Raw genomic sequence first — 25,889 nt, forward strand, 5'->3', positions numbered from 1 at the left:
CGGGGCGCCTTGCTTCGTCAGAACAGCTTGGCCAAGGCTCTGAGCGCCACCACATCCTGTACGCCATTCTGATAAAGTTCGATCAGCCGGGCGGCGAGCGCCGTTGCCTCTGCCGACTGGCGCGACAGCTCTCGCTCTCTTAGTGTTTCCTTGAAGACATCGTCGATCTTGGTGAGTTCACCCGGCAGGATCGGCCGGCCCGGTATGGACACAAGCATCCTTTCACACTCCTTTGTCGAAACGGGAGCGCGAGCCGATTGCGACCGGCGTGCTCGCAGCCATCGCCTTGAGCAAGCAGCTCAATTCCCTGTGAAGGCAACGTCGGGATACCGCGCCAGGTTCCTGTCGCGGCAATACCCAATTCGGGCTAGCGCTTGGGCGCGGGTCGGATCCGGTTCGAATGGACATAGGGCTCATCCGCCGGTAAAATTTTGCCAAGAGGATTCCCAGTAAGGCGTCGCAATCCATGGCCAAAGAATCCATCACACGGCGGCTTGCCGCCATCCTGGCTGCTGATGTCGTTGGCTATAGCCGGCTGATGGAGCGAGACGAGAAAACCACCTATACGCAACTCATGGCGCGCTGGAGCGAAGTGCTGGAACCGCTCGTCGAAACCCACCAGGGCCGGGTGTTCAAGCGAACGGGCGACGGCGTGCTGATCGAGTTTTCCAGCGCGGTCAACGCGGTCGAATGTGCGGCTGCCTTGCAGCGGGCGATGATCTCCGCCAATGCGGACGTGCCCCACGATCAGCAAATCGTGCTGCGCGTCGGCATCAACATGGGCGACATCATGGTCGCCGACAGCGACCTCTACGGCGACGGCGTCAATGTCGCAGCCCGGATCGAGGCGCTTGCGAGGCCCGGCGGCGTGGCGATTTCGGACGGGGTGCACGAATATGTGCACGGCCGCATCGATCTCATTTTCGTCGACAGCGGCCATCACGAGGTCAAGAACATCGAGCGGCCGGTGCATATCTGGAGCTGGTCGCCGGACGAGTATGCCGACGCGCCCATCAAGGTCGCCGCCGAGGTGCCACCGCAGCTTCCGAGCCGGCCGTCGATCGCCGTGCTGCCGTTCGACAATATGTCCGGCGATCCGGAGCAGGGCTATTTCGCCGACGGCATTACCGAGGACATCATCACCGATCTCTCGAAGGTCTCCGGCCTCTTCGTCATCGCCCGCAATTCCTCCTTCGCCTATAAGGGCAAGTCGGCGGATATCCGCCAGGTGAGCCGCGACCTCGGCGTTCGCTATGTGCTGGAAGGCAGCGTGCGCCGCGCCGCCAACCGCATTCGCATCAACGCTCAGATGATCGACGGCACCACCGGGGGCCATCTCTGGGCCGAGCGCTACGATCGCGGCATCGAGGATATTTTCGAGGTTCAGGACGAGGTGACGCGCACCATCGTGACGGCGCTCAAGGTGAAGCTGACGGCCGGCGAAACGGAGCGGCGCGAGGGGCGCGGCAAGGTCGACCCGGAGGCCTACGATCTGCTCGTGCGGTCGCGTCAGGCGATCCTGCGGTTCGACGCGGTATCGTCTGCGGAGGCGCGCAGCATGCTCGAACGTGCGATCGCCATCGACCCGGCGCTTGCCGCGGCCTATGCGTCGCTCGCGATCATTGCCATGACCGACTACATCAACCGGTGGAACGGTGGCACCGTCGACAATATCGAGCGCGCTCTCAAGCTTGCACAGAAGGCCGTCGAGACCGACGAGCACGAGCCCCACGGCCACCACGCGCTCGCGATTGCGCTCTGCTGGAAGCGCCGCTTCGACGAGGCCGAGCGGGCCGCCCAACGCACGATCGAGCTCGACCCGAACTCCGCCGGCGGTCACACGCAGCTCGGCACGATCAGGGATTTCCTGGGCCAGTTCGAGGAGGCCTTGCCCTTCTATACCCGCGCCCACCGGCTCGATCCGCAGTTCGACCTGGCGCTGCATTTCCTCGGCCGGACCCTGCTCAATCTCGGCCGTTTCGACGAAGCCGAGATTGCCTTCAAGCGGCGCCTGGCCTTGGCACCGCGTTCGGACATGACGCGCTTCTATCTCGCCTGTCTTTATGGCCGCACCGGACGCCATGAGGAGGCGCGGCGCTACTGGCACGAGGTCTTCGAGGTCAATCCGGACTTTTCCATCGACCACTTCAAGCGGGCGATGCCTTACCAGGATCCGGCCGTCATTCCGCGGCTGATTGACGGCCTGCGGGAGGCCGGGATTTCGCTATAGGTGCGGCGCCGACGTCAGGCGCTTGAGCGCTTCATATGAAGATCTGGTGCTCCGCGGTCACCAGTTCCTGCAGGAAGGCGACGACGGTGCGAACGCGCACGAGATCGCGCGCGCTTTCGTGATAGGTGGTCCAGTAGGCACGGCGGATGGTCGTTTCCGGCAGGATACGTTTTAGTTCCGGCGCATGGCGGGCAATGTAATTGTGCAGAATGCCGATGCCGGCGCTGGAACGCACCGCTTCCGTCTGGCCGGTGGCGCTGGAGATCTCGAACGACGCGTCCCAGCTGCGCATGATTTCGGCGGAGAAGTTCAGCGACGGCGTGAAGATCAGGTCCTCGACGTAACCGATGCGGCGGTGCTCCCGGAGATCGTCGATCGTCTGCGGCGTGCCGTGCTTTTCGAGATAGTCCGCCGAGGCGTAGAGGCCGAGCGTATAGTCGGTGAGCTTCGAGGAAACGAGGCGCCCCTGTTCCGGACGTTCGATGGTGATCGCGATATCGGCCTCGCGCTGCGACAGCGAGAAAGACCGAGGGACCGGCACGAGCTGCAGTTTCAATTCCGGATAGCGCGCCGTCAGCCGGCCGAGCCGGGGCGCGAGGAAAGAAACACCGAAACCGTCGGGTGCACCGATGCGCACCGTGCCGGCGATCGCCGTGTCGATCCGGCCGATCTGCGATTGCGCCGCCAGCATTTCCGTTTCCATGCGCTCGGCTGCCGCAAGGAAGATTTCGCCCTCGGCGGTCAGTTCGCAACCGTTCGGCCGACGAACGAGCAACCGTGTCTTCATCGCCTCTTCCAGCGCAGTCACCCGACGGCTGAGCGTGGCATGATTGACGCCGAGCCGCTTGGATGCGGCCAGGATCTGTCCGGTCCGCGCGACGGCTAGAAACATTCTGACATCGTCCCAGTTCATAGTGCGACAATCCTATACAAAACCGTTGGACTTCAATTTTTGCACAACGGTTGCTGAATATCGGAAATTGATTTGTTGAAATCGTAGTGCGATCATGCCGCCACAATCAAGATCTGGAGGAACCATTCATGTACGAACTCGGTCATTTCATCGATGGCAAGCGCGTCGCCGGCAAGAGCGGCCGCGTCAGCAACATCTTCAACCCGGCAACCGGCGAAGTGCAGGGCACCGTGGCGCTGGCAAGCGACGCGGAACTTTCGGCAGCCGTCGAAAGCGCCAAGGCAGCACAGCCGAAGTGGGCGGCCACCAACCCGCAGCGCCGCGCCCGCGTCTTCATGAAGTTCGTCGAACTTCTGAACGCCAACATGAACGAGCTCGCCGAGATCCTGTCGCGCGAGCATGGCAAGACGATCGAAGACGCCAAGGGTGACCTCATCCGTGGCCTCGAAGTCTGCGAATTCGTCATCGGCATTCCGCATCTGCAGAAGAGCGAGTTCACCGAAGGTGCCGGTCCCGGCATCGACATGTACTCGATCCGCCAGGCCGTCGGCATCGGCGCCGGCATCACCCCGTTCAACTTCCCGGCCATGATCCCGATGTGGATGTTCGCCCCGGCCATCGCCTGCGGCAACGCTTTCATCCTGAAGCCGTCCGAGCGTGATCCGTCCGTTCCGATCCGCCTTGCCGAACTGATGATCGAAGCTGGCCTGCCGGCAGGCATCCTCAACGTCGTCAACGGCGACAAGGGGGCTGTCGACGCGATCCTGACGCATCCGGATATCGCTGCCGTTTCCTTCGTCGGCTCGACCCCGATCGCCCGCTACGTCTATGGCACCGCGGCGATGAACGGCAAGCGCGCCCAGTGCTTCGGTGGCGCCAAGAACCACATGATCATCATGCCCGACGCCGATCTCGACCAGGCCGCGAACGCCCTGATGGGCGCCGGCTACGGCTCGGCCGGCGAGCGCTGCATGGCGATCTCGGTTGCCGTCCCGGTCGGTGAAGAGACCGCCAACCGCCTGATCAGCAAGCTGACCCCGATGGTCGAAAGCCTGCGCATCGGCCCCTACACCGACGAGAAGGCCGATATGGGCCCTGTCGTCACCAAGGAAGCCGAACAGCGCATCCGCAGCCTGATCGACAGCGGTGTCGAGCAAGGCGCCAAGCTCGTCGTCGACGGCCGCGATTTCAAGCTGCAGGGCTATGAGCAGGGCCACTTCATCGGCGGCTGCCTGTTCGACAACGTCACGCCGGACATGGACATCTACAAGACGGAAATCTTCGGACCGGTTCTCTCGGTCGTCCGCGCCAAGACCTACGAGGAAGCCCTCGACCTGCCGATGAAGCACGAGTATGGCAACGGTGTCGCGATCTACACCCGCGACGGTGATGCGGCCCGCGACTTCGCTTCGCGCATCAACATCGGCATGGTCGGCGTCAACGTTCCGATCCCGGTTCCGCTCGCCTACCACTCCTTCGGCGGCTGGAAGTCCTCGTCCTTCGGCGATCTCAACCAGCACGGCCCGGACTCGATCAAGTTCTGGACCCGCACCAAGACCATCACCGAGCGCTGGCCTTCGGGCATCAAGGACGGTGCCGAGTTCGTCATGCCGACGATGAAGTAACTACGGGATAAAGATCCTCCCGCCTCGGGGCCTCCTTCGGGAGGCCCTTTTTTGTTGCATTCGGCGATACGGCACAACTAACTTGCGAACCGTGGGCAAGGGTCGTGAATTGATCGCTGCTCCAACGGCAGTCTGGCGGGCGGGGGCGCACCAGACGATTTGTGTTTGATCATGTGCTGTCGGAGCGCATTGCGGCGCGCCCGATGCACAAAGGATGGACGGAGGGGCCCATCATGGTCGTGGCTGAAGCGACGTCGGTTCAAGCAGCGCCGACACGCGACGTGTCGATCGATTTTCACCGTTTCTCGTTCATGGGGAGCGGCAAGGAATATTTCGGCATCTGGATCGTCAACGTGTTTTTGACGATCGTCACGCTTGGCATTTATTCCGCCTGGGCAAAGGTTCGGCGCAACCGATACTTCTACGGAAACACGGTTCTGCTCGGCCGTACCTTCGAGTACCATGCCAAGGGCAAGCAGATCCTGATCGGGCGAGTGATCGTTTTCGGCTATCTGATCCTCTACAATCTTCTGCTCACATTCGTTCCGATCGTCGGCATCGCGTTATTGTTGCTTTCGCTCTTCTTCGTTCCCTGGCTGGCCGCACGCGGGTTGCGCTTCAGCGCACGGGTGACGAGCTACCGCAACGTCCGCTTCGACTTCGTCGGCACGATGGGCGGTGCCTTCAAGGCGTTCATTCTGGGCGGGTTCCTTTCCATTATCACCTTGGGCCTACTGACGCCGCTCGCAAGCCGATGGGTTGGGCGCTACGTCGGATCGAACCTGCGCTTTGGCGGCAGGGCCTTTGAGACCAACCCGCCGTTCGGCCCGCTCTATCGCGGCATGTTCCTGGGTGTGGGGCTTGCGCTGGTTCTTGGCGTTGTTGTCTTCGCGATCTTGATGGGAACGCTTCGCGCATCGCCAAGTTTGCTCCAATCGCTGAACGATCCGAGGTGGGGATGGGTAGGCTTGGGCGCAGGATATGTGGCGTCCATGTCTTTCTACGCAGTCATCGCGTTGTTCTACAGTGCAGCCGTGCGCAACGCCGTTTGGGGGGCGACGGTTTTTGACGGAAAACATCGGTTCCTCAGCGGTCTTTCTCGGGGCCGCTACACGTGGATCGCCATATCGAACTTCGTCGTCACCATCCTGACGCTGGGCCTGCTGCGACCTTGGGCGGCTGTCCGCATGGCCCGTTACAAATGGGCCCTGACGGGCGTAACCGTCTTTGGCGCCGTCGGAACGCTGATGAGCGAAATCGAAGCGGAAGCGTCGGCGGTTGGAGCGGAATTCATGGATTTCGAAGGGTTCGATTTTGGCTTCTAGCAGCATCGAGATCGCACGTGGCGAGTGGCATCCGGCCGGTTCCAGCCGGTCGGTGCCCTCGCGGTTGTTGGAAGAGGGGGGCAGCCTTAGGGCCGTAGACGATGCGAGCACCGAACTTGCCCGTGGCACCTTGGCAAGTGTCGATATTTCCGACCGCGTCGGAGCGATACCGCGTCGCGTCGAATTTGCAGACGGTTCGTTGTTCGAAACGCCGGACAACGAGGCAGTCGATCGTTTTCTGAAGCTGAATGGCAGGGTCAACCACATCCACGAATGGGAGCGCTTTCGTCCACGTCTCATCGCCGTCGTCGCAGCCACCGTGCTGTGCGGCGTTGCCATCTATCGCTATGCGGTTCCTGCGCTCGTTGAGGTCGCCGTCCTCGTGACCCCGCCGATCGTGCCGGAGATGATGTCGAAGGGCACGATGGAGACGATGGATCAGACACTGTTCGACAAAACGCAGCTGGCGATTGAGCGGCAGGAAAGGATCCGCGACGGCTTCAAGGCAATCGCCGCCCGATCAGGCCGCGGCGAGGCCGGTTACACGCTCAATTTCCGCAAGGGCGGTGTGGTCGGACCAAATGCGTTTGCGCTTCCGGATGGCACGCTGGTCGTCACCGACGAGCTCATCGAACTTGCCGGGGACGATACCGAAACGATCGTTGGCGTGCTGGCGCACGAGATCGGCCATGTCGAGCTCGAACATAGTCTGCGGCAGATCTACCGTGCTGCCGGCGTTGCCGGCCTCATCATGATGATCGGCGGCGATATCGGTTCGGGCGTGGACGACGTCCTGGTGCAGGGCGCTGGTCTCTTGTCGCTTTCCTATTCGCGCGGCGCGGAAACTGCTGCCGACCGACACTCGGTCGAGCTGATGCAGAAGGCAGGGCGAGATCCGACGGCGGCCGCGCGCTTCTTCGACCTGCTTGAAAAGAAGCTAGACGATCACGGCGACACCAGCATTCTCTCAACGCATCCAGGGACGCCGGAGCGGCGCAAGGCGATCCTCGACTACGCCGCGGAGTTGCGCGCCAAGGCGCAATGAGCCTCCTTGAATTTCGCTTGTTGAAACGAAAACAGCGGGCCGGTGGCCCGCTGTTCGCATTCAAGCAATTGCCTTGTTGATCAGTCCTGCGGACCGTCGTTGTAGCCGACCTTGTCGACCAGTTCCGAAGCCTTCTTGCGGTTTGCGGCGATGTCGGCGAGCGGCAGTTCGTCCGGCTTGATCGTGCCGAAGGACTTCACGACGTCAGACGGCTCGGCGCCCGGCAGAACCGGATATTCGAATACCTGCTCGGCGTAGATCTTCTGGGCTTCGCCTTCCGACAGGAATTCCATCAGCTTCAGCGCGTTGTCCTTGTTCGGGGAATTCTTGGCGAGTGCCATGCCCGAAATGTTGACGTGCGTGCCGCGGTCCTTGGCGTTCGGGAAGAGTACCTTGATCGCCGCTGCCCAATCCTTCTGTTCCGGCTCCTTCTCGTTGGTCATCATCAGACCGACATAGTAGGTGTTGCCGAGTGCCAGGTCGCATTCGCCGGCCAGGATCGCCTTGGCCTGGTCGCGGTCGCCGCCGTCAGGCTTCTTGGCGAGGTTGTTCTTGAGGCCGGTCAGCCACTTCTCGGTCTCGGCTTCGCCATGGTGGGCGATCATCGAAGCGAAGAGGCCGATGTTATAGGAGTGCTGGCCGTCGCGGGTGCAGATCTTGCCTTTCCACTTGGGGTCGGCAAGCTCTTCATAGGTGATGTCGTCCTGGGCGACGCGCTCCTTGGATGCGTAGACGACGCGGCCGCGGGTGGTGAGGCCGAACCAGTTGCCTTCAGGGTCGCGGAAATGCGCCGGGATATCCTTGTTGATCGTCTCGTTGACGACAGGCTGGGTTACGCCTGCATCCTTGGCTTCGGTCAGGCGGCTGATGTCGACGGTCAGGATCACGTCGGCCGGCGAGTTGGCGCCTTCGGCCTGGATGCGCTCGACGAGGCCCTTGTCGAGGAAGAGCACATTGGTGGTGATGCCGGTTTCCTTGGTGAAGGCGTCGAGCAGCGGCTTGATCAGGTCGGGCTGCCGGTACGAGTAGATATTGACTTCACCATCGGCCCAGGCGGCGCTCGTTGCCAGCAGGGTTGCCGTCAGGGACAGAACGCCCATCGCTGCTCTTGAAACGGACATCGCTTCCTCCATTTTCTTGTTTGAGCTAAGTTAACAAAATTCCTCATCTTTCTGACCGGAGCGCTGAAAACAGTCAATCAGGAAACCGTAAACGCTCAACAAGAAGTGATTTTTCTGGCTTTTTGGAATTGTTCCAAACTACGATCCGTCCTATATGATGAGTTCGTGAACCTCTCGATGCCGGAGTGAATGATGCGTCTGACGAAGCAAACGAACTACGCGGTTCGCATGTTGATGTACTGCGCCGCCAACGGGGAAAAGCTCAGCCGCATTCCCGAAATCGCCAGGGCTTACGGTGTTTCCGAGTTGTTTCTCTTCAAGATCTTGCAGCCGTTGACCAAGGCCGGCCTCGTTGAAACGGTGCGTGGCCGTAACGGTGGCGTGCGCCTGCCGAAGCCCGCTTCGGCGATCACGCTGTTCGACGTCGTCAAGGTGACGGAAGACAGTTTCGCGATGGCCGAGTGCTTCGAGGCGGGCGAGATCGAATGCCCGCTCGTCGACAGCTGCGGCCTGAACTCGGCGCTCCGCAAGGCGCTGAACGCCTTCTTCGAAGTGCTGCAGGGCTACACGATTGACGACCTGGTCAAGGCGCGCCCGCAGATCAACTTCCTGCTCGGTCTGGAAGAAACCAAGCGTCCGCAGACCTCGGCGGCCTGATATCTCCGAGCAACGCCCGCGCAAATGGTGCGGCATGACCTGGCGGCTGAAGTGCCGCCGGGTGTTACTCTTGCGGTAGATATTCCCGCAATATGAAGTCGATCGCAGTGGGGTCGATTTCAGCCTTGTCGATGCGGAAATCGGCGCCGTACTCCTCCAGATTCTGAAAATAGGCATCGGCGAGCGATGCTGAGATTACCCCGATCGGGCCGATATAGCCCTGATGCCGGAGGGCCGGGACCGTCTCGCGGAAATCGAGCTGCGGCCGCAGACGGTTGTCGAGCAGGATCATCGATATGGGTTTGCCCGAGCGCAGGAATGCAAGCGCATCGTCGATCGTCTGGCAGTAGTGCAGCTCGATGTCGATGCTGCTCACCTTGCGGATGAGCGCGCGCAGGATCAGGTTTTCTGCCGGGTCGTCGTCAACGAGCAGGATGTGTGCTTTTCGCGTCATGACCGAATACCCTTGCTGATGGCGGGCGTCCCGTTCGTTGGGCGTGGCGGTGCGAAACGCGGCCACGCATCGGCTGCTACTGGATGATCTGCTCTCGGATTGCCTTCGCCACCATCTGGGTGCGATTGACGACGTCGAGTTTCTTCAGGATCGTTGCGGTGTGTGAGTTCACCGTGTGCTCCGACACCGAAACGATGAGCGCAATCTCGCTTGCCGTCTTGCCATGCGAGATCCACTTGAGGATTTCGGTTTCGCGCGGCGTCAGTCCCATCCCGGCCTTGTTGGCAAGCGCGATGCGATAGAAATAGTCGAAGGCGGCGATCGCGTCATAGGCGAGCGCCACATGCTCGGCCCGGCCGATATCCTCCCCGTCTCCGAGAAAGAGCACGGCATAGCGCGCGCCGGTGGAAGCTGCGTGCACCGGTACGCTGACGAGCAGTTCGAAACCGAGCTGCACCAGCAGGTTCTGGCTGGCGTCGCAGCCGGGGTCGTCCGCCCGCCATACCGACGAGATCGCCGAGCGGTGCAGCGTCTTGTAGAACACGGAGTCGCCAAAGCGATGGCGCTTGTCGTATTCCTCCGCGAGCCCGGATGGTAGGTCGTGCAATACTAGGCGGGTGGACAGCATGCAGGCGTCGTTCTCGTTGCCGAGCTGCAGAATGCCGAAATGGCTGAAGCCGTAGCGCAATGCCATGGTATGAAAAATGCGGAAGAAATCGACGCGGTTGAGCGCCTTCTCTAGCTCGTCGCGAAGGTCGTATCGCCTGTGATTTTCCAGCAAAGCCGCCACGGACTGGCTATCCCCTTATCGTCGTGCGGCAGTTTATCCCGCGAGCCGCAGCGATCAATCGGCAAAGTGCGTTGCCGGTATTGCCGACAGGCAGGGTCATGCGCGTCCCTCGGCAAGCCCACCGAGCGACTGAAAGCTGTAAAAGGCGGCTGCCGGTCCCTCCCAAGGACGTCTGGGCACGTCGAATATCTCCCCCGAGTTTTGTATACATTTTATTGCACAATCCCGTTCGGGATTTCTACCATAGTATCTTGGGATTGACGAAAACCTGTCGAGGCCGAATCGCGTGTTCGTGCGGCCAACGATCACGGCATTCTCGGTAGGGGTATTCACCCGGAACCAAGGTGGCTTCCCCGGTGTGGCATCGCGCCGCCCAAGGGGCTGGCGGGGGAGGCTGCAGACCCTGTGGAAGTGGCCGGAACGTCGTGGATTTTAGGTGCCGCGGTGTACTGTTTTGTCAGGCGATTCTAAAACAGTGGACGAATATCCCGGCTCTACCTGCGGACGAATTTTTCGCATAGACAAATTTCTGCGGCGACTTATTGCAATGCGACGCCAAATGTCGTTCCATCCGGCCTTGACCGGGGGCAACGGCATTCCGCGTCAGGAAAACACGAGAACAAAAACAAATCTGGGAAGCAAAGCTCATGAAAAAGCTCACTACTCTGTTTGCAGCGACGGCGCTTGCCACGCTGATGGCCGGCTCCGCCTGGTCGAAGACGTTCGTTTATTGCTCGGAAGGTTCGCCAGAGGGTTTTGACCCGGGCCTGTACACCGCCGGCACGACCTTCGACGCGGCTGCGCACACGGTTTACAACCGCCTGCTCGAGTTCAAGAAGGGCACGACCGAAGTTGAGCCGGGCCTCGCCGAAAGCTGGACGATCTCCGACGACGGCCTGGTCTACACCTTCAAGCTGCGTCCGGGCGTCAAGTTCCAGACCACCGAATTCTTCACGCCGTCGCGTGATTTCACTGCCGACGACGTGGTGTTCTCCTACGAGCGCCAGCTGAAGGCTGACAATCCGTGGAACAAGTACATTGCTGGCGCTTCGTGGGAATACGCAGCCGGCATGGGCTTCCCGGAAGTCATCAAGTCGGTTGAGAAGGTCGACGACCTGACCGTCAAGTTCACCCTGACGCGCAAGGAAGCGCCGTTCCTCGCCAACATCGCGATGCCGTTTGCTTCGATCCTGTCGAAGGAATATGCCGACAAGCTGCAGGCTGACGGCAAGATGGAGCAGATGAACCAGATGCCGCTCGGCACCGGTCCGTTCGCTTTTGTCGCCTACCAGCAGGATGCCGTCATCCGCTACAAGGCAAACCCGGACTATTGGGGTGGCAAGCAGAAGATCGACGACCTCGTCTTCGCGATCACGTCTGACGCTTCGGTTCGCTTCCAGAAGCTCCAGGCTGGCGAATGCCACCTGATGCCGTTCCCGAATGCTGCCGACGTTTCGAAGATGAAGGCAGACCCGAACCTGAAGGTCATGGAACAGGCCGGCCTCAACGTCTCCTACCTCGCCTACAACACCACGCAGGCTCCGTTTGACAAGCCGGAAGTCCGCAAGGCGCTAAACAAGGCGATCAACAAGCAGGCGATCGTCGATGCCGTCTTCCAGGGTGCTGCCCAGCCGGCCGTCAACCCGATCCCGCCGACGATGTGGTCGTACAACGACAAGATCGAAGACGACACCTACGAGCCCGAAGTTGCCAAGAAGATGCTCGAAGACGCAGGCGTCAAGGACCTGTCGATGAAGCTCTGGGCAATGCCGGTTTCGCGTCCGTACATGCTGAACGCCCGTCGCGCAGCTGAACTGATGCAGTCGGACTTCGCCAAGATCGGCGTCAAGGTCGAGATCGTCTCCTACGAATGGGCCGAATACCTCGACAAGTCCAAGGCCAAGGATCGTGACGGTGCCGTCATCCTCGGCTGGACCGGCGACAACGGCGACCCGGACAACTTCCTCGACACGCTTCTCGGCTGCAACGCTGTCGGCGGCAACAACCGTGCACAGTGGTGCAACCAGGAATTCGATGCTCTCGTGAAGAAGGCGAAGGAAACCTCTGACCCCGCAGAGCGCACCAAGCTCTACGAAGAGGCGCAGGTCGTCTTCAAGCGCGAAGCGCCGTGGGCGACGATCGACCACTCGCTCTCGGTCGTGCCGATGCGCAAGAACGTCGAGGGCTTCGTTCAGAGCCCACTTGGTGATTTTGCCTTCGACGGCGTGGACATCACCGAGTAATTTAGTTAACTGATCCTTAAGGGGGCGTTTGCCAAGGGCAAGCGCCCCTCTTTGCATCCACTATAGCGACCCTGAGTTCCGGCTGGAGCGCAAAAGGTCGCTGTGGCATTTCGACTTGCTGTATGCTTGGCCGTTAAGTGGGAAAGCATGCGGTGGTGCCAGCGGCGGGATACAATGCCGCGGCAACATGGCGCGGGGTTTAACATGTTCCGATTTCTCTTGGGGCGATTGGCTGTCCTGATACCGACCTTCGTCGGCGTCTCCATCATCGCCTTCTCCTTCATCCGCCTGCTTCCGGGCGATCCGGTTGCGCTGCTTTCGGGCGAGCGCGTCATGTCGCCGGAGCGACATGCGGAAATTTCACACGCACTCGGCTTCGACCGGCCGATCGTGGTGCAATACCTCGATTATCTCTGGGGCGTGCTCCAGGGTGATTTCGGCACCTCGATCGTTACCAAGAAGCCGGTCATCGATCAGTTCTTCGAACTGTTCCCGGCAACCGTCGAGCTTTCGCTCTGCGCGATCCTGTTTGCGGTCATTCTCGGCATTCCGGCCGGCGTGATTGCTGCGATCAAGCGCGGCTCGGCCGTCGACCAGGCGATGATGGGGACGGCACTCGTCGGCTTCTCCATGCCGATCTTCTGGTGGGGCCTGCTGCTCATCATGCTCGTTTCCGGCATGCTGCAGTGGACGCCGGTCTCCGGCCGCATCTCGCTGATGTACTTCTTCCCGCCGGTAACCGGATTCATGCTGATCGACTCGCTCCTGTCCGGTCAGGCCGGCGCGTTCAAGTCGGCCGTCAGCCACCTGATCCTGCCGACGATCGTGCTTGGAACCATTCCGCTTGCGGTCATCGCGCGCCAGACGCGCTCGGCGATGCTTGAAGTTCTCTCCGAAGACTACGTGCGCACGGCACGGGCCAAGGGCCTTTCGACCTTCCGGGTCGTCGGCGTCCATGCGCTGCGCAATGCGATGATCCCGGTGGTCACCACCATCGGCCTGCAGGTGGGCGTCATGCTCGCCGGTGCGATCCTGACGGAAACGATCTTCTCCTGGCCGGGCATCGGCAAGTGGATGGTGGATTCGGTGTCGCGTCGCGACTACGCCGTCATCCAGGGCGGCCTGCTCGTCATCGCCGCGGTGATCATGCTGGTCAACCTCATCGTCGACCTGCTCTACGGTCTCATCAATCCGCGCATCCGGCACTAAGGAGGGCGTCATGTCTCAAGCTGCTGCAACAAGCACCGTTTCGACCGATCCGTCCCGCCGGGCGCGATTGGCCGAGTTCTGGTATTACTTCTCCGAGAACCGCGGCGCCGTGATCGGTCTCGTGTTCTTCGTGTTCCTCGTTCTGCTCGCGGTCTTCGCACCGTGGGTCGCACCGCACGATCCGGTGGCACAGTACCGCGATGCGGTGTTGGTACCGCCGGTATGGCAGGAGGGCGGCCGCGCCGGCTTCCTGCTCGGCACCGACGCCGTCGGCCGCGACATGCTGTCCCGGCTGATCTACGGCACGCGCTTCTCGCTGTTCGTCGGTGTCATCGTCACGACCCTGTCGCTCGTCGGCGGTATCGCGCTTGGCGTCATCGCCGGCTACTTCCGTGGTTGGGTCGATACCGTCATCATGCGCGTGATGGACATCATCCTCGCCTTCCCGTCGCTGCTGCTCGCCCTCGTGCTGGTCGCTGTCCTCGGCCCGGGCCTCGTCAACGCCATGATCGCAATCGCGCTCGTCTTCCAGCCGCACTTCGTGCGCCTGACGCGTGCTGCCGTCATGAGCGAAAAGACCCGTGACTATGTCGTTGCCGCCAAGGTGGCCGGCGCTGGTCATGGCCGTCTGATGTTCAAGACGATCCTGCCGAACTGCATGGCGCCGCTGATCGTCCAGGCGACGCTCTCCTTCTCGAGCGCGATCCTTGACGCTGCGGCCCTCGGCTTCCTCGGCATGGGCGCACAGCCTCCGACACCGGAATGGGGCACGATGCTCGCCGAAGCCCGCGAGTTCATCAGCAGCCACTGGTGGGTGGTGACCCTTCCGGGTATCGCGATCCTGATCACGGTGCTGGCGATCAACCTTATGGGTGACGGCCTGCGCGATGCGCTCGATCCCAAGCTGAAGAGGTCCTGATCATGGCGCTTCTCGAAATCGAAAACCTGGTCGTCGAATTCCAGACGGCCTCCGGTCCCTTCCGCGCCGTCAACGGCGTGTCGATGAAGGTCCATGAAGGCGAAGTGCTTGCGATCGTTGGCGAGTCCGGCTCGGGCAAGTCCGTGTCGATGCTGGCCGCCATGGGGCTTCTGCCCTGGACGGCGAAAGTGACCGCCGACAAGCTCACTTTCAACGGCCGCGACCTGCTCGGCATGTCGGCAAACGAACGGCGCAAGATCGTCGGCAAGGATATTGCCATGATCTTCCAGGAGCCGATCGCCAGCCTCAACCCGTGCTTCACCGTCGGCTTCCAGATCGAGGAAGTGCTGCGCATCCACATGGGCCTCGACAAGGCCGGTCGCCGCAAGCGCGCAATCGAACTGTTCGAGGCGGTCGGCATTCCCGATCCGGCCGAGCGGCTCGGCCACTATCCGCACCAGATGTCGGGCGGCCAGTGCCAGCGCGTGATGATCGCGATCGCGATCGCCTGCAACCCGAAGCTCCTGATCGCCGACGAGCCGACCACCGCGCTCGACGTGACGATCCAGAAGCAGATCCTGGACCTCCTGATGAGGCTGCAGGCCGAGCACAAGATGGGCCTGATCATGATCACGCACAACATGGGCGTGGTCGCCGAGACTGCCGACCGGGTGGTCGTGCAGTACAAGGGCCGCAAGATGGAAGAGGCCGACGTGCTGACGCTCTTCGAAAACCCGAAGAGCAACTACACGCGCGCACTTCTGGCGGCGCTGCCTGACAACGCGACCGGCGATCGTCTGCCGACGATTTCCGAACTCTTCGTCGACGAAGGAGCGGCCCAATGAGCGTGATCCTCGAAGCGCGCAATCTGGTGCGCGACTACCATATCCCCGGCGGCCTCATCAAAAAGGCAAAGACGGTTCATGCGCTGAAAGGCGTGAGCTTTTCCGTCGAACAGGGCAAGACGCTGGCGATCGTTGGCGAAAGCGGCTGCGGCAAGTCCACGCTGGGCCGCATCCTCACCCTGATCGACCCGGCGACCTCCGGCGAACTGCTGATCGAGGGCAAGAAGATCGATATCTCCAAAGGCGACATGACGCCGGAGATGCGCCGCAAGGTGCAGATCGTCTTCCAGAACCCCTATGGCTCGCTCAACCCGCGCCAGAAGATCGGCGACATCCTGATGGAACCGCTGGTCATCAACACCGACACGCCGGCCGACGAACGTCGCGACCGGGCGATGACGATGCTGAAGAAGGTCGGCCTCACCGAGCTGCACTTCAACCGCTATCCGCACATGTTTTCGGGCGGCCAGCGCCAGCGTATCGCCATTGCGCGCGCGTTGATGCTGAACCCGAAGCTGCTGGTGCTCGACGAGCCGGTGTCGGCGCTCGACCTGTCGGTCCAGGCACAGGTGCTGAACCTGCTCGCCGACCTTCAGGACGAACTGAAGCTCACCTACGTCTTCATCAGCCACGACCTCTCTGTCGTGCGCTATATCGCTGATGATGTCATGGTGATGTATTTCGGCGAAGCGGTCGAATACGGCAGCCGCGACGAGGTCTTTGCCGACCCGAAGCACAGCTACACCAAGACGCTATTTGCAGCGACGCCGCGTGCGGATGTCGAGAGCATCAAGGCGCGCCTTGCCAAGAAGAAGCAGGCGGCCTGATCCGCCGCTGCTGATTTTTGCTGAAGAAACAAGAGAAGCCGGGCAGCCAATGCCCGGCTTCTTTGACTTGGGGGCTTGATGGTGTAGAGGTGTCGCGCCGCCTTCACTTCTCGCCTCTTGGCGGCGGGCAGCCGCTTTTTGGCCGGACCGATCGTTCGGCCCAACCTCAGGAACACGTTCATGGAAATCAAGCGTTTCGAAACCGGCCCCCGTATGAGCCAGGCCGTGGTCTACAACAACACCGTCTACCTCGCCGGCCAGGTCGGCAACGCCGGTGACGATGTCGTGACGCAGACCAAGCAGGCGCTTGCCGAAGTCGACCGTCTTCTGGCGCTCGCCGGCACCGACAAGACCCGCATCCTCTCGGCCACCATCTGGCTCGCCGACATGGCAGACTTCCCGAAGATGAACTCGGTCTGGGACGCCTGGGCACCGCAGGGCCACACCCCGGCTCGCGCCACCGGCGAAGCCAAGCTCGCGACCCCGGAATACCTCGTCGAAGTCATCGTCGTCGCCGCTGCCGCCTAAGGCCTGCGCTACGGGATTTCCCGTCTTCTTATTCCTGCGCCGCCGGACTGCCGTCCGGCGGCGTTTTTCGTTCCCATTTCAGTTCCCTTGCGCGGAACCAAACGGCGCACCGGCACGTTAAGTGTCCAATCCGAAGAAGCAGGCCAAAACCGGCCGCCACGATTGGGAGGACTGTCTATGCTTTACTGGCTGCCCCGTGTCTGTGTCCTTCTCCTGGCGGGCGTCATGATCGGTTTCGGTCTTCTTCCCTACACCGCCGCAGGTGTCGCCCATACCTTGCTCGTCATCATTCTGGGGCTTGGCCTATTGTCGCTGACCCTGCATGTCTTCCCGCCGGAACACCATTGACCGTGCAAGATCATTCACGCGATGTGCCGCAAGCCGGGCCGGAGCAAAAGGCAGGGCGGCCTGATCTGTTGACCGGAAACGCGAACGAACCGCGCGCGGCCCTGGCTGAAGGACGGCGAGGCATGATCGCGAATACGCTGCGTCGGGCGGGTGCCGCCCAGCAGCGCAAGCGTGCGCGGTGGATCGTCGAGGAAGAGGCTGCTGTGGCGACGGCGGCGCCATCGACAGCCCCGCGGCGCGACGGCATCGATCTGATGGTCGCCTGGAGTATTATCGGCCTCTTCGCCATTGCCGCATGCGCGGGCATCTACGCCATGGAAACGATCCTCCTGCCGATCACGCTCGCAATCGTCGTCGGCGTCGTGCTCGGCCGGACGGCCGACGGACTGGCGCGTTATGGCCTGCCGCCGATTTTCGGAGGGTTGCTGCTGGCGATCATTTTCGTCACCGGCCTCTCGTGGCTCGTCAATGCCCTCCTGGGTCCGTTGACGGCGCTCGCCTCGGAGGCGCCGAAGCTTGCCGAAAGCGTGGTGGCGCGGGTGATGCCGTTCATTGACCGGTTCGAGTGGCTGCGTCTGGCCGTCGCGCGCAGCGTCGGCAACGATGCGATTGCCGATACCGTCATGAAGAATGCCGGCCCGATGCTTGCCGCCACCGCCGCCGGGCTGACACCCGCTTTGGTGCAGACACTGATCTTTCTCGCAGCACTCGGCCTGTTTCTGCTCGGACGGTTGCAACTGCGCAAGGCGGTCATCCTTGCCTTTGCCAGCCGTGAGCGGCGGCTTAGCGCCATTCGCATCATGAACGGCATCGAGGATGCGTTGGCGCGATACTTCTCGATCGCCAGCGTCATCTATTTCTCGCTCGGCCTCGTTACGACGGTGATCGCTTTTGTCGGGGGTCTGGGCATGGCGCCGCTGTGGGGCCTGTTCGCTTTCGTCTCCAGCTTCATTCCCTATCTCGGCGTCACGGCGATGACGCTGAGCCTGCTGGTGGCGGGGCTGATGACGCACGAGGTGCTGTGGCTGGCATTGGCGCCGGCGGTGGCCTTCTTCGTCGTTCACCTTGCGATGGAAAACCTTGCCATTCCGGCCATCCTCGGCAACGAGCTTGAGGTGAACCCGTTCTTGATCTTCCTGGCGATCGTGTTCTGGACCTGGATGTGGGGGGCGGTCGGCGCCATGCTGGCGCTGCCGCTCTCTCTCATCGTCCTCGCCATCGTCGAGGAAATCAGCGACCAGCCGCCTGAACGTCAGCTGCCCGGATAAGGGGATGTGTTGCCCGGCCTAGCGCCGGGCAGAGCGTGCGTGCTCGTCGAAGAACAGCGCCTGGCTGATCAGTGCCTTCACCATGTCCGGATTGAACGGCTTGGTCACGAGAAAGGCTGGCTCCGGCCGCTTGCCGGTCAGCAGCCGCTCGGGGAAGGCGGTGATGAAGATCACCGGCACAGCGGCCTGCGTGAGGATCTCGTTGACGGCGTCGATGCCCGAGCTGCCATCGGCAAGCTGGATGTCGGCCAGAACCATCTTCGGAGAGGTCTTGCGGTAGAGATCGAGCGCCTCGCCGTGGGTGCGGGCGATCCCGGTGACGCGGTGGCCGAGGCTGGTCACCATATCCTCGATATCAAGCGCGATCAGCGGCTCGTCCTCGATGATCAGGACGTCCGTTGCGACCTGGTGCGAAATGTCCTCCGAGGCGACTGTCAGCAGCTTCGAAAACTCGGCCTGGCTGAGGTTCATGACCTCGGCCGCATCGGCGATGGAGAAACCCTCGACCGATACGAGCAGAAACGCCTGGCGCGGCGCCGGCGCGATCAGCGAGAGATTGGCGGCCGCCTGTTTTTCCCATGCGAACGGTGAGGCATTTTCGCTGCGGTCGATCGAGATCTTTTCGAACTGCGAGCAGAACAGCTTGTAGAGGCTGATCCGGTCGTTCGAGGCTTCCGGAAAGAGGCTGATATCCTCGATCAGGGCTTCGAGAACGGCGGCCACATAGCCGTCGCCTGCGGCCTGCGAGCCTGTGACGGCCCGCGCGTAACGGCGCAGAAAGGGCAGGTGGGGCGCAATCCGGGTCGAAAGTGACATCAACGACTTCCTTACGTGCAATGCGATTCGTTTGATTTCTGAGGATAGGGGGTATGGGGCGGAATAGATGGATGTTTTGAACACGTTTTTCGGCTTAGAGCAAATGGGGGACGTGTTCGAAACGGTGTGCCGGCGATTTCGCAAGGGCAGCAAAAGCCGTGAAGGACTAAGCGGTGGTGGGACGCAGCATGGATGAAGAAACCGGAAAGCACGGCGGCGTAGGCCAACAGCGCGGAGGCACTGCCGAAACGCTCGAAATCGGCGGCTCGATCGGCACCAGCTTGAAGGCGCTCTATCGGTCGCTGGAGCAGGAGCCCGTTCCGGAACTCTTTCTCAATCTTCTTGAAAAACTCGATGAAGCGGAGGCTGCGGCCAAAGTCCCGTCGAAGGGTGGGGTTCCGCTTTGAGGGGGAAGAAACGGGCGGCTGCCCGTTTCTTTATGAGATGCGCCGATCAGCAGGCGGCTTCGTAGCGGCGGCCGTAGCGGTCGCGATAGATGCAGCGGCCCGGTTCGTTGGCGTTGCCGATGAGCGCGCCGGCGACGCCGCCGATGGCCGCGCCCACGGCCGCACCCCTGACATTGCCCGTCGCCGCACCGCCGACGATGGCACCGCCGGTTGCGCCGATCGCCGCGCCCTTTTCTGTCTGCGTGCATGCCGCGAGGGGGAGGATCAGGCTTGCTACGATAAGTATCTTCTTCATGACGCGTTCCTATCCGAGGGTTGCTTTGTTGAACTGAGAATCAATTTTCGGTGAAATCGATTTGCCCGCGACTGGTGACGAACAGAATGACGACAATGAGGCATAGCCCGTACCCGATGCCGCGCCGTCCTGATCGACTTTTGATGTTACCTTTCGGCGCTCGCAATGAGCGAGCCGCTTGTGGTGTGTCCTTGCCTCGCCAGTATATCCTCCGTCGCTCGGCCGCGGTCGCAGCGCTTGTTATCGTTGCGAAAACGAGACCGGGGCATTTTTGTTCCATTGTTGGGGTGGCCGACGGGCGATGTCCGTCCCGGTTGTGGGCCGTGGTCGCCCGCTGAACGCTGTGGGCGAATGACGCCTCCCGGCCGTCTCTGGGCCGCTCAAACGCGCAGCTGACGCCAAGGTTCCAGGAAATATTTCGCGCCCATTCGCGGAACCGCAGATCGCACATTTCCGTTTGCTGTTGGAGTTTGACGCAAGGGAGCATGCGAATGGAACACATTGCCGCCATCATGGTCCTGGTCGGCTGCATGCAGACGACAGAGGCCTGCCGCGAAGTGCCGGCGCCCACCGTGGCTTTCGAGACCGTAGACGAATGCCGCGAACTGCTTTCGCCTGCGATCGAGGCGACATCGACGAGCTTCAAGCACGCCTACGGGGCCTGCGCGGAAGTCGATCCGGCGCTGTTCGTAGAAGACGCGACCATCGAGTGGCAGGTGAAGGCGCCTGGCCGTCTGCAGGTCGAGGTCAAGGTCGATGACGGCAGCTATGCCGTTGCCGCGCGAAGCGAAAGCGGCGCCAAGGCTCGCAACTGATTTCACCGGTAGCTCTTGGGCAATTGCGCTAGGGCGACTGCATCAACCGAAAGGATCGGAAATGAACTGGGACATTGTTGAAGGCAAATGGCACGAGTTGAAGGGTAAGGCTCAGTCGCAGTGGGGTAAGCTCACCAACGACGACCTCGATATCATCGATGGCCGCAGGGAAGAACTCGCCGGGCGGATCCAGGCGCGATACGGCGTTGCACGTGACGAGGCGGAGCGGCAGATCGACGACTGGATGTCGCGCCGCTAGGCGGTTCGCGGCAAGCAGTCAGTCTTGCTTCCCCGGAAGAACGACGCCAAGACAAAAGCCGCGCGACACCTGTCGCGCGGCTTTTTGTTTGTCATGCGCATCGCGCTTATTTCTTCTTTGCCTTGGCCTCTCGCCTGCGAAGTTCTTCAAGCAGAGACTGAAGCTTGGCGCTTTGTTCTTCGCCGTCCGTGTACAGGTCGCGCATCGTCTTTCCGATGTGAAGATTTCTATCGGAGAGATGCGTCCGCTCCCGTCCGGCTTCGGTCGCCGTTTTCCAGATATGTGCTGTCGGCATCTTCATTTCGACCCTGCGTTCCATGGATGAAGAACGTCAGAGTATTGCGAAGGTTCCGGGCATTTCCGGTGCAAACCGTGCCGATTTGGGACTCTTTCGTCTTTCATCGTAAACAGAATATTAATGTCGAGTGACGCCACGGAATTCCGCGCGCCGATTTTGATCGAGAACTGGAACAAATTGAAAGCTATCGCGTTTGCATTGCAGTGATTTAGGCAAGGAGAATTGCTATGTTATACTACGCGCTTGTCTTCCTCGTTGTGGCAATCATAGCGGGTGTACTTGGGTTTGGGGGTATTGCCGGCACGTCCGCGGGCATCGCGCAGATCCTCTTCTTCCTTTTCCTGGTCTTTCTGGTGATTTCGCTCGTTGCCGGCCTGGTGCGCCGCGGCTGAGCGGCCCTATTTGAGTTGTTAGGCATAAACAGGAAACGGGCGGCGTCACAGCCGCCCTCGATGTGTTTGGTGGCCGAATCGTCTTGCTTGCCCTTGCTGGCCCGCTTGGCTATTGATGCCCCAATTGTCGTTTTCGCCCCGGGGTATCGAACATCATGAAATCGCTGGAACTGCTCGTCGAGCGGATCATCCTGTCCAGCCGCTGGCTTCTCGTCATCTTCTACCTTGGCCTGGTCGCGGCACTTGCCCTCTACGGCATCTCGTTCGCCTTCAAGCTGCTGAAGATCGCCAGCATGGTCTTCGTCTATGACGATGCGCAGATGATTCTGGCGATGCTCGGCCTGATCGATGCAGCGCTCGTGGCCAGCCTGATCGTGATGGTGATGATTTCCGGTTACGAGAATTTCGTCAGCCGCTTCGACGAAGGCGATGCGGAGGTCTCCTTCCTCGGCAAGCTCGATTCCGGCAGCCTGAAGATCAAGGTTGCGTCGTCGATCGTGGCCATTTCCTCGATCCACCTGCTGCAGATCTTCTTAAACGCGCAGCAATATTCGAGCGAGCAGTTGATGTGGGCGACGATCATACATCTGGCCTTTGTCGTCTCGGCCGTACTGCTCGGCTATCTCGAGCAAATCATGAATGCGCTGAAGAAGAAGTGATATTGGTGCCGCGGCTTCACGCAAAGCCGCGGTTTGTCTTGATCGAGCAACGGGGCAGCCTGAGATGAAGACTGACGTAGTGGTTCTGGGCGCCGGCATCGTCGGCATTTCCACCGCCATCCATCTCGCCCGCCGCGGCAAGTCGGTGGTGCTGCTCGATCGTCGTGGCCCCGGCGAGGAAACCTCCTACGGCAACGCCGGCCTGATCCAGCGCGAAGGCGTCTTTCCATACGGCTTCCCGCATGATTTCGGCGCACTCTTCCGCTACGCGCTCAACAACACCACCGACGCCCATTACCATTTCCGCGCCCTTCCGGGCCTGGTGCCGTTCCTCGCCCGCTACTGGTGGCATTCCGGCTTTACCCAGCACCGGCGCATCGCCCAGCTCTATGCGCCGCTGATCGAGCATTCGATCACCGAACATCAGGATCTGATCGAGGCGTCCGGAGCCGGCGACCTCATCCGTAAGGACGGCTGGATGAAGGTGTTCCGCACCGAGAAGGAACGCGACGCCGCGTACAAGGAAGCGGAAAAGCTCTCGGCGGGCTTCGGCGTCAACCACCAGAAGCTTTCGACGAGCGAGCTGAAGACGCTGGAGCCGTCGATCAAGGCCGATCTCGTCGGCGGTCTGCGCTGGAGCGATCCCTGGTCGATCCGCGATCCGCACAGCCTCAACAAGGCCTATCTCGCCTACTTCCAGTCCCTGGGCGGACGGCTGATTTCCGGCGATGCGGCGACGACCGAACACGTACTCGAAGGTCCCGGTTGGCGCGTCGCCACCCCGGAAGGGCCGCTGGAAGCCCGCGAAGTCGTCGTGGCGCTCGGCCCCTGGGCCGATACGGTTACCCGCAAGCTCGGCTATCATTTCCCGCTGGCTGTGAAGCGTGGCTACCACATGCACTACGGCATGCAGGACGGCGCGCAGCTCAACAACTGGGTGCTCGATGCCGAAAAGGGCTACTTCCTGGCGCCGATGCTGCGCGGCATCCGTTTGACGACGGGTGCGGAATTTGCCTGGCGCGATGCGCCGAAGACGCCGGTGCAGCTGACGCGGGCCGAGCGGGTGGCGCGCGAATTCTTCCCGCTTGCCGAACGTCGCGACGAAGAACCCTGGATGGGCGCGCGTCCCTGCACGCCGGATATGATGCCGCTTATCGGCAAGGCGCCGCGTCACGAGGGCCTGTGGTTTGCCTTCGGCCATGCCCATCACGGCATGACGCTTGGGCCGGTCACCGGTCGGGCGCTGGCGGAAGCCATGACCGGCGAAAAGACGGTCATCGACATCGCGCCCTACCGGCCGGAGCGTTTCCTGGCCTGACACGGTCCGAAGCCATAGCATCACGAAGTAGGAAAAGGCCGGACGCTGCGTTTCCGGCCTTGTTCCTTGCCTGATCAGGCGTTGGTGCCGCCGTCGATGGTGAATTCGGCGCCCGTTACGCTGCGGCCGTCAGGCCCCGCCAGCCAGGCGACGACGCCTGCTACGTCGCTCGCCTCGTTGAAACGCGGGATCGCCATCAGTCCGCGCTGCGGGCCGGCATGTTCGCCGTTGGCCGGGTTCATGTCCGTGTCGGTCGAGCCAGGATGGACGATGTTGACGGTGATGCCCTTCGGCCCGAGATCGCGCGCCACCGCTTTGGTGAAGCCAATCAGCGCGCTCTTGCTCAGCACATAAAGGCTCATGCCCGGCCATGGGACGCGGGCGGCGAGGTTGCTGCCGATGTTGATGACGCGCCCGCCATCCGGCATGTGCGCCGAAGCGGCGCGCGTGGCGAGAAACACCGCCTTCACATTGACGTCGATCGTCCGGTCGAAATCCTCCTCAGTCACCTCGTCCACCGTTCCGGCGTCGAAGATGCCGGCATTGTTGACGAGGATATCGATGCGACCGTGTTTTTCCGCGACCGTCTTGACGGCGGCTTCAACCGCGCCCGGATCGCGGTTGTCCGCCTGGATCGCCAGTGCGCTGCCGCCATCCCCCGTGATCTCCGCCACGAGCGCCTCGGCCTTTTCTTTCGACTGGCTGTAGGTCACCGCCACGGTTGCGCCGTCGCTCGCCAGGCGCCTTGCGATCGCTGCACCGATGCCGCGGCTGCCGCCCGTCACCAGGGCCACCTTGTCTTTCAAACTCGTCACTGGTTTCTCCAAATCTGTAGTGATCGATACATATAAGGGGAAACGACTTGCCATCCGCTGTCAAGCGATTTATGTATTGATCGATACAAAAAAGGATCAGCCGAGATGAGCCGCGGGCGGCCACGCAATTTTTCGAGGGACGAGGCGCTTGCAAGCGCCATGCAGCTCTTCTGGGACAAGGGCTATGACAATACCTCGCTGTCGGATCTGACTCGGGCCATGGGATTGAACCCGCCGAGCCTCTACGCTGCCTTCGGCAGCAAGGCGCAGCTCTTCATCGAGGCCGTGGACCTTTACGGCCGCACCGACGGTGCCGGCATCTGGGATGAACTGGAGACGGTTCCGACCGCAAAGGCGGCGGTGCACGACCTGTTGAGACGCACGGCCGAGAATTTTACACAGCGTGGCGAGCCGAGAGGCTGCATGGTGGTTCTGTCGGCACCGCAGATGGCGGGTGGTGATGCGGAGGTCTGTGACGCACTGAAGCTGCGTCGGCTGGAGAAGCAGATGGCTCTGGAGCAGCGTTTCGAGCGCGCAGTCGAGGAAGGCGAACTGCCTGTGGGTGTCGACTGCGCCGCGATTGCCGCCTACGTCGCCTCGCTGCAGCACGGCATGTCGATCCAGGCGCGCGACGGCGCCACGCGGGAAACCCTGGTCGCGATCGCCGACTGCGCCGCAGCCGGCTGGGACGCGATGATATCCGCAAACATCCGGCCGGACTGACGAACGACGTCTAACGGACACAGCCGATCCGTCATTCGGCCTCATGATTTTTGTTCAGGTGAACGACGACGCGAGGGCCGGAGATCAAAAGCCTCCGGCCCACCGGTTTGCGCGTGCTCCGTCCTGCTTACGGCGCCGGCTGCGTCATTTCGGGTGTCGTGCCAGGGGTCGAGTTCGGGCTAGCGCCCTGTGTTCCCTGCTGCGGCGTTGCTTCCGGGGCCGGCTGGGTCGTCGTTCCACCGGCGGGAGCCGTGCCCGTATCGGCCGGCGGTGTGGCCTGGCCCGTCGTTCCGGTTGCCGGCTGGTCGGTGGTCGACGGCGGCGCTGCCGTGTTGGCGGTGTCGCGGCTCAGTTCGGCCGGCAGCCAGGCGATCAACGCCAGCACCAAGCCGGCGAGCAGGATGATGATGATTGGCCAGCTGCTGCGTCTGGGGGGCTCGACAGGTACGTCGCTGAGGTGCGTTTGCGCAGTGGGTTGGGGCAGCGGCTGCCCAGTCACGGGGTCGATGACCGGCTTTTCCTTGAACTCTTCGTGCTGGTTCATTGCGTTGATCCTTTCTTGATCTCCTCGTGGCCTCGGCCGGCTGCTCCTGAACCTTCCCGGGGCAGCGGTGGGCGCCGGATTTCGTGCGCTCGCGAGACAGAGCGGCGGGGCGCGCTCGGATCGGCGCGCCGTAACCGTAAACGCGTGAAAATTTGCAATGTTCCGACCGCTACAACCCAAGGGACGTTCGATCGTCGTCGC

At 61.7% G+C, this 25,889-nt stretch carries 30 protein-coding genes; 20 read left to right on the forward strand and 10 right to left on the reverse strand.

Annotated features, from left to right (window positions below; translation table 11 throughout):
- Window positions 1-17: 17 nt before the first annotated feature.
- Window positions 18-218, reverse strand: a complete 201-nt coding sequence (locus tag AC3WVQ_RS01825; protein WP_060516485.1) for a hypothetical protein — start codon at window positions 216-218, stop codon at window positions 18-20.
- 248 nt (window positions 219-466) lie between these two features.
- Between AC3WVQ_RS01825 and AC3WVQ_RS01830 the strand changes: the two genes are divergently transcribed.
- Complete coding sequence (locus AC3WVQ_RS01830; RefSeq protein WP_060584011.1) at window positions 467-2,230, forward strand: adenylate/guanylate cyclase domain-containing protein; 1,764 nt, start codon at window positions 467-469, stop codon at window positions 2,228-2,230.
- A gap of 31 nt (window positions 2,231-2,261) precedes the next feature.
- On the opposite strand, the gene AC3WVQ_RS01835 is transcribed toward AC3WVQ_RS01830, so the two are convergent.
- Window positions 2,262-3,143, reverse strand: coding sequence for a LysR family transcriptional regulator (locus tag AC3WVQ_RS01835; protein WP_034800840.1), 882 nt, complete (start codon window positions 3,141-3,143; stop codon window positions 2,262-2,264).
- 128 nt (window positions 3,144-3,271) lie between these two features.
- Between AC3WVQ_RS01835 and AC3WVQ_RS01840 the strand changes: the two genes are divergently transcribed.
- From AC3WVQ_RS01840 to AC3WVQ_RS01850, 3 genes are all read left to right on the forward strand, one after another.
- On the forward strand, window positions 3,272-4,768 hold the full coding sequence (locus AC3WVQ_RS01840) for a CoA-acylating methylmalonate-semialdehyde dehydrogenase (RefSeq protein ID WP_034800841.1): 1,497 nt from the start codon (window positions 3,272-3,274) through the stop codon (window positions 4,766-4,768).
- A gap of 233 nt (window positions 4,769-5,001) precedes the next feature.
- Window positions 5,002-6,093 carry a YjgN family protein gene (locus tag AC3WVQ_RS01845; RefSeq protein WP_090294932.1) on the forward strand — a complete coding sequence of 364 codons (1,092 nt, stop codon included), beginning with the start codon at window positions 5,002-5,004 and terminating at the stop codon, window positions 6,091-6,093.
- The gene (locus AC3WVQ_RS01850) at window positions 6,083-7,138 is read left to right on the forward strand and encodes a M48 family metallopeptidase (protein WP_090294930.1); all 1,056 of its coding nucleotides are present in this window, start codon (window positions 6,083-6,085) and stop codon (window positions 7,136-7,138) included. The genes AC3WVQ_RS01845 and AC3WVQ_RS01850 overlap by 11 nt, the downstream gene beginning before the upstream one ends.
- Before the next feature lie 80 nt (window positions 7,139-7,218).
- Here the strand turns inward: AC3WVQ_RS01850 and AC3WVQ_RS01855 are convergent, their stop codons facing one another.
- Complete coding sequence (locus AC3WVQ_RS01855; RefSeq protein ID WP_370689548.1) at window positions 7,219-8,238, reverse strand: Fe(3+) ABC transporter substrate-binding protein; 1,020 nt, start codon at window positions 8,236-8,238, stop codon at window positions 7,219-7,221.
- 213 nt (window positions 8,239-8,451) lie between these two features.
- Between AC3WVQ_RS01855 and rirA the strand changes: the two genes are divergently transcribed.
- Window positions 8,452-8,916, forward strand: a complete 465-nt coding sequence (gene rirA, locus AC3WVQ_RS01860; protein WP_034801384.1) for an iron-responsive transcriptional regulator RirA — start codon at window positions 8,452-8,454, stop codon at window positions 8,914-8,916.
- 64 nt (window positions 8,917-8,980) lie between these two features.
- Here the strand turns inward: rirA and AC3WVQ_RS01865 are convergent, their stop codons facing one another.
- A complete protein-coding gene (locus AC3WVQ_RS01865; protein ID WP_090294929.1) occupies window positions 8,981-9,436 on the reverse strand; it encodes a response regulator in 456 nt (151 codons plus the stop codon).
- A 10-nt stretch (window positions 9,437-9,446) separates the two neighbouring features.
- Window positions 9,447-10,160, reverse strand: coding sequence for a helix-turn-helix transcriptional regulator (locus AC3WVQ_RS01870; RefSeq protein ID WP_051659566.1), 714 nt, complete (start codon window positions 10,158-10,160; stop codon window positions 9,447-9,449).
- A 647-nt stretch (window positions 10,161-10,807) separates the two neighbouring features.
- On the opposite strand from AC3WVQ_RS01870, the gene AC3WVQ_RS01875 reads away from it, so the two are divergent.
- The 8 genes from AC3WVQ_RS01875 (at window position 10,808) to AC3WVQ_RS01910 (ending at window position 18,347) form a co-directional block, all read left to right on the forward strand.
- Window positions 10,808-12,403: an ABC transporter substrate-binding protein gene (locus AC3WVQ_RS01875; RefSeq protein ID WP_034800843.1), complete on the forward strand. Its 1,596-nt coding sequence runs from the start codon at window positions 10,808-10,810 to the stop codon at window positions 12,401-12,403.
- Window positions 12,404-12,607: 204 nt separating this feature from the next.
- Window positions 12,608-13,612, forward strand: a complete 1,005-nt coding sequence (locus tag AC3WVQ_RS01880) for an ABC transporter permease subunit (protein WP_034800844.1) — start codon at window positions 12,608-12,610, stop codon at window positions 13,610-13,612.
- 10 nt (window positions 13,613-13,622) lie between these two features.
- Window positions 13,623-14,531 (forward strand): ABC transporter permease subunit, encoded by a 909-nt coding sequence (locus tag AC3WVQ_RS01885; RefSeq protein ID WP_034800846.1) that lies wholly within the window; start codon window positions 13,623-13,625, stop codon window positions 14,529-14,531.
- A 2-nt stretch (window positions 14,532-14,533) separates the two neighbouring features.
- Complete coding sequence (locus AC3WVQ_RS01890) at window positions 14,534-15,376, forward strand: ABC transporter ATP-binding protein (protein ID WP_082566271.1); 843 nt, start codon at window positions 14,534-14,536, stop codon at window positions 15,374-15,376.
- Window positions 15,373-16,203 (forward strand): ABC transporter ATP-binding protein, encoded by an 831-nt coding sequence (locus AC3WVQ_RS01895; protein ID WP_034800847.1) that lies wholly within the window; start codon window positions 15,373-15,375, stop codon window positions 16,201-16,203. Before AC3WVQ_RS01890 ends, AC3WVQ_RS01895 begins: the two co-directional genes overlap by 4 nt.
- Window positions 16,204-16,383: 180 nt before the next feature.
- Window positions 16,384-16,731: a RidA family protein gene (locus AC3WVQ_RS01900; protein WP_060516475.1), complete on the forward strand. Its 348-nt coding sequence runs from the start codon at window positions 16,384-16,386 to the stop codon at window positions 16,729-16,731.
- A 177-nt stretch (window positions 16,732-16,908) separates the two neighbouring features.
- A complete protein-coding gene (locus AC3WVQ_RS01905) occupies window positions 16,909-17,079 on the forward strand; it encodes a hypothetical protein (protein ID WP_089044705.1) in 171 nt (56 codons plus the stop codon).
- Window positions 17,080-17,216: 137 nt separating this feature from the next.
- Window positions 17,217-18,347: an AI-2E family transporter gene (locus tag AC3WVQ_RS01910; RefSeq protein ID WP_370689547.1), complete on the forward strand. Its 1,131-nt coding sequence runs from the start codon at window positions 17,217-17,219 to the stop codon at window positions 18,345-18,347.
- Window positions 18,348-18,365: 18 nt separating this feature from the next.
- Here AC3WVQ_RS01910 and AC3WVQ_RS01915 read toward each other — a convergent pair whose 3' ends face one another.
- Window positions 18,366-19,163, reverse strand: coding sequence for a response regulator (locus AC3WVQ_RS01915; RefSeq protein ID WP_034800852.1), 798 nt, complete (start codon window positions 19,161-19,163; stop codon window positions 18,366-18,368).
- Between the two features lie 188 nt (window positions 19,164-19,351).
- Here AC3WVQ_RS01915 and AC3WVQ_RS01920 point away from each other — a divergent pair, with 188 nt between their 5' ends.
- Window positions 19,352-19,570 carry a NepR family anti-sigma factor gene (locus tag AC3WVQ_RS01920; RefSeq protein WP_060584014.1) on the forward strand — a complete coding sequence of 73 codons (219 nt, stop codon included), beginning with the start codon at window positions 19,352-19,354 and terminating at the stop codon, window positions 19,568-19,570.
- A 46-nt stretch (window positions 19,571-19,616) separates the two neighbouring features.
- Here AC3WVQ_RS01920 and AC3WVQ_RS01925 read toward each other — a convergent pair whose 3' ends face one another.
- The gene (locus tag AC3WVQ_RS01925) at window positions 19,617-19,865 is read right to left on the reverse strand and encodes a YMGG-like glycine zipper-containing protein (RefSeq protein WP_034800856.1); all 249 of its coding nucleotides are present in this window, start codon (window positions 19,863-19,865) and stop codon (window positions 19,617-19,619) included.
- Between the two features lie 491 nt (window positions 19,866-20,356).
- Here AC3WVQ_RS01925 and AC3WVQ_RS01930 point away from each other — a divergent pair, with 491 nt between their 5' ends.
- Complete coding sequence (locus AC3WVQ_RS01930) at window positions 20,357-20,680, forward strand: hypothetical protein (protein WP_034800858.1); 324 nt, start codon at window positions 20,357-20,359, stop codon at window positions 20,678-20,680.
- A 61-nt stretch (window positions 20,681-20,741) separates the two neighbouring features.
- Window positions 20,742-20,939 (forward strand): CsbD family protein, encoded by a 198-nt coding sequence (locus AC3WVQ_RS01935; protein ID WP_090294925.1) that lies wholly within the window; start codon window positions 20,742-20,744, stop codon window positions 20,937-20,939.
- A gap of 106 nt (window positions 20,940-21,045) precedes the next feature.
- On the opposite strand, the gene AC3WVQ_RS01940 is transcribed toward AC3WVQ_RS01935, so the two are convergent.
- The gene (locus tag AC3WVQ_RS01940; RefSeq protein WP_060584342.1) at window positions 21,046-21,240 is read right to left on the reverse strand and encodes a hypothetical protein; all 195 of its coding nucleotides are present in this window, start codon (window positions 21,238-21,240) and stop codon (window positions 21,046-21,048) included.
- 224 nt (window positions 21,241-21,464) lie between these two features.
- Between AC3WVQ_RS01940 and AC3WVQ_RS01945 the strand changes: the two genes are divergently transcribed.
- From AC3WVQ_RS01945 to AC3WVQ_RS01955, 3 genes are all read left to right on the forward strand, one after another.
- Window positions 21,465-21,629 carry a DUF1328 domain-containing protein gene (locus AC3WVQ_RS01945; protein ID WP_034800864.1) on the forward strand — a complete coding sequence of 55 codons (165 nt, stop codon included), beginning with the start codon at window positions 21,465-21,467 and terminating at the stop codon, window positions 21,627-21,629.
- 155 nt (window positions 21,630-21,784) lie between these two features.
- A complete protein-coding gene (locus AC3WVQ_RS01950) occupies window positions 21,785-22,288 on the forward strand; it encodes a TIGR00645 family protein (RefSeq protein ID WP_082566270.1) in 504 nt (167 codons plus the stop codon).
- A gap of 64 nt (window positions 22,289-22,352) precedes the next feature.
- Window positions 22,353-23,606: an NAD(P)/FAD-dependent oxidoreductase gene (locus AC3WVQ_RS01955; RefSeq protein WP_492382583.1), complete on the forward strand. Its 1,254-nt coding sequence runs from the start codon at window positions 22,353-22,355 to the stop codon at window positions 23,604-23,606.
- A 74-nt stretch (window positions 23,607-23,680) separates the two neighbouring features.
- On the opposite strand, the gene AC3WVQ_RS01960 is transcribed toward AC3WVQ_RS01955, so the two are convergent.
- Window positions 23,681-24,475 carry a 3-oxoacyl-ACP reductase family protein gene (locus AC3WVQ_RS01960; protein ID WP_082566269.1) on the reverse strand — a complete coding sequence of 265 codons (795 nt, stop codon included), beginning with the start codon at window positions 24,473-24,475 and terminating at the stop codon, window positions 23,681-23,683.
- A 51-nt stretch (window positions 24,476-24,526) separates the two neighbouring features.
- Here AC3WVQ_RS01960 and AC3WVQ_RS01965 point away from each other — a divergent pair, with 51 nt between their 5' ends.
- Complete coding sequence (locus AC3WVQ_RS01965) at window positions 24,527-25,144, forward strand: TetR/AcrR family transcriptional regulator (RefSeq protein WP_034800870.1); 618 nt, start codon at window positions 24,527-24,529, stop codon at window positions 25,142-25,144.
- Between the two features lie 127 nt (window positions 25,145-25,271).
- Here the strand turns inward: AC3WVQ_RS01965 and AC3WVQ_RS01970 are convergent, their stop codons facing one another.
- Window positions 25,272-25,697, reverse strand: coding sequence for a hypothetical protein (locus AC3WVQ_RS01970; RefSeq protein WP_110818590.1), 426 nt, complete (start codon window positions 25,695-25,697; stop codon window positions 25,272-25,274).
- Window positions 25,698-25,889: the final 192 nt, after the last annotated feature.

This window comes from Ensifer sp. EB106-05-01-XG146 (genome assembly GCF_058791875.1).

What these genes read in the sequence shown, in the direction of transcription:
- AC3WVQ_RS01825 (WP_060516485.1), bottom strand. Translation starts at nt 218, where the DNA reads ATGCTTGTGTCCATACCGGGCCGGCCGATCCTGCCGGGTGAACTCACC.
- AC3WVQ_RS01830 (WP_060584011.1), top strand. Translation starts at nt 467, where the DNA reads ATGGCCAAAGAATCCATCACACGGCGGCTTGCCGCCATCCTGGCTGCT.
- AC3WVQ_RS01835 (WP_034800840.1), bottom strand. Translation starts at nt 3,143, where the DNA reads ATGAACTGGGACGATGTCAGAATGTTTCTAGCCGTCGCGCGGACCGGA.
- AC3WVQ_RS01840 (WP_034800841.1), top strand. Translation starts at nt 3,272, where the DNA reads ATGTACGAACTCGGTCATTTCATCGATGGCAAGCGCGTCGCCGGCAAG.
- AC3WVQ_RS01845 (WP_090294932.1), top strand. Translation starts at nt 5,002, where the DNA reads ATGGTCGTGGCTGAAGCGACGTCGGTTCAAGCAGCGCCGACACGCGAC.
- AC3WVQ_RS01855 (WP_370689548.1), bottom strand. Translation starts at nt 8,238, where the DNA reads ATGGGCGTTCTGTCCCTGACGGCAACCCTGCTGGCAACGAGCGCCGCC.
- rirA (WP_034801384.1), top strand. Translation starts at nt 8,452, where the DNA reads ATGCGTCTGACGAAGCAAACGAACTACGCGGTTCGCATGTTGATGTAC.
- AC3WVQ_RS01875 (WP_034800843.1), top strand. Translation starts at nt 10,808, where the DNA reads ATGAAAAAGCTCACTACTCTGTTTGCAGCGACGGCGCTTGCCACGCTG.
- AC3WVQ_RS01880 (WP_034800844.1), top strand. Translation starts at nt 12,608, where the DNA reads ATGTTCCGATTTCTCTTGGGGCGATTGGCTGTCCTGATACCGACCTTC.
- AC3WVQ_RS01885 (WP_034800846.1), top strand. Translation starts at nt 13,623, where the DNA reads ATGTCTCAAGCTGCTGCAACAAGCACCGTTTCGACCGATCCGTCCCGC.
- AC3WVQ_RS01890 (WP_082566271.1), top strand. Translation starts at nt 14,534, where the DNA reads ATGGCGCTTCTCGAAATCGAAAACCTGGTCGTCGAATTCCAGACGGCC.
- AC3WVQ_RS01895 (WP_034800847.1), top strand. Translation starts at nt 15,373, where the DNA reads ATGAGCGTGATCCTCGAAGCGCGCAATCTGGTGCGCGACTACCATATC.
- AC3WVQ_RS01900 (WP_060516475.1), top strand. Translation starts at nt 16,384, where the DNA reads ATGGAAATCAAGCGTTTCGAAACCGGCCCCCGTATGAGCCAGGCCGTG.
- AC3WVQ_RS01905 (WP_089044705.1), top strand. Translation starts at nt 16,909, where the DNA reads ATGCTTTACTGGCTGCCCCGTGTCTGTGTCCTTCTCCTGGCGGGCGTC.
- AC3WVQ_RS01915 (WP_034800852.1), bottom strand. Translation starts at nt 19,163, where the DNA reads ATGTCACTTTCGACCCGGATTGCGCCCCACCTGCCCTTTCTGCGCCGT.
- AC3WVQ_RS01920 (WP_060584014.1), top strand. Translation starts at nt 19,352, where the DNA reads ATGGATGAAGAAACCGGAAAGCACGGCGGCGTAGGCCAACAGCGCGGA.
- AC3WVQ_RS01925 (WP_034800856.1), bottom strand. Translation starts at nt 19,865, where the DNA reads ATGAAGAAGATACTTATCGTAGCAAGCCTGATCCTCCCCCTCGCGGCA.
- AC3WVQ_RS01930 (WP_034800858.1), top strand. Translation starts at nt 20,357, where the DNA reads ATGGAACACATTGCCGCCATCATGGTCCTGGTCGGCTGCATGCAGACG.
- AC3WVQ_RS01935 (WP_090294925.1), top strand. Translation starts at nt 20,742, where the DNA reads ATGAACTGGGACATTGTTGAAGGCAAATGGCACGAGTTGAAGGGTAAG.
- AC3WVQ_RS01940 (WP_060584342.1), bottom strand. Translation starts at nt 21,240, where the DNA reads ATGAAGATGCCGACAGCACATATCTGGAAAACGGCGACCGAAGCCGGA.
- AC3WVQ_RS01945 (WP_034800864.1), top strand. Translation starts at nt 21,465, where the DNA reads ATGTTATACTACGCGCTTGTCTTCCTCGTTGTGGCAATCATAGCGGGT.
- AC3WVQ_RS01950 (WP_082566270.1), top strand. Translation starts at nt 21,785, where the DNA reads ATGAAATCGCTGGAACTGCTCGTCGAGCGGATCATCCTGTCCAGCCGC.
- AC3WVQ_RS01955 (WP_492382583.1), top strand. Translation starts at nt 22,353, where the DNA reads ATGAAGACTGACGTAGTGGTTCTGGGCGCCGGCATCGTCGGCATTTCC.
- AC3WVQ_RS01960 (WP_082566269.1), bottom strand. Translation starts at nt 24,475, where the DNA reads ATGGCAAGTCGTTTCCCCTTATATGTATCGATCACTACAGATTTGGAG.
- AC3WVQ_RS01965 (WP_034800870.1), top strand. Translation starts at nt 24,527, where the DNA reads ATGAGCCGCGGGCGGCCACGCAATTTTTCGAGGGACGAGGCGCTTGCA.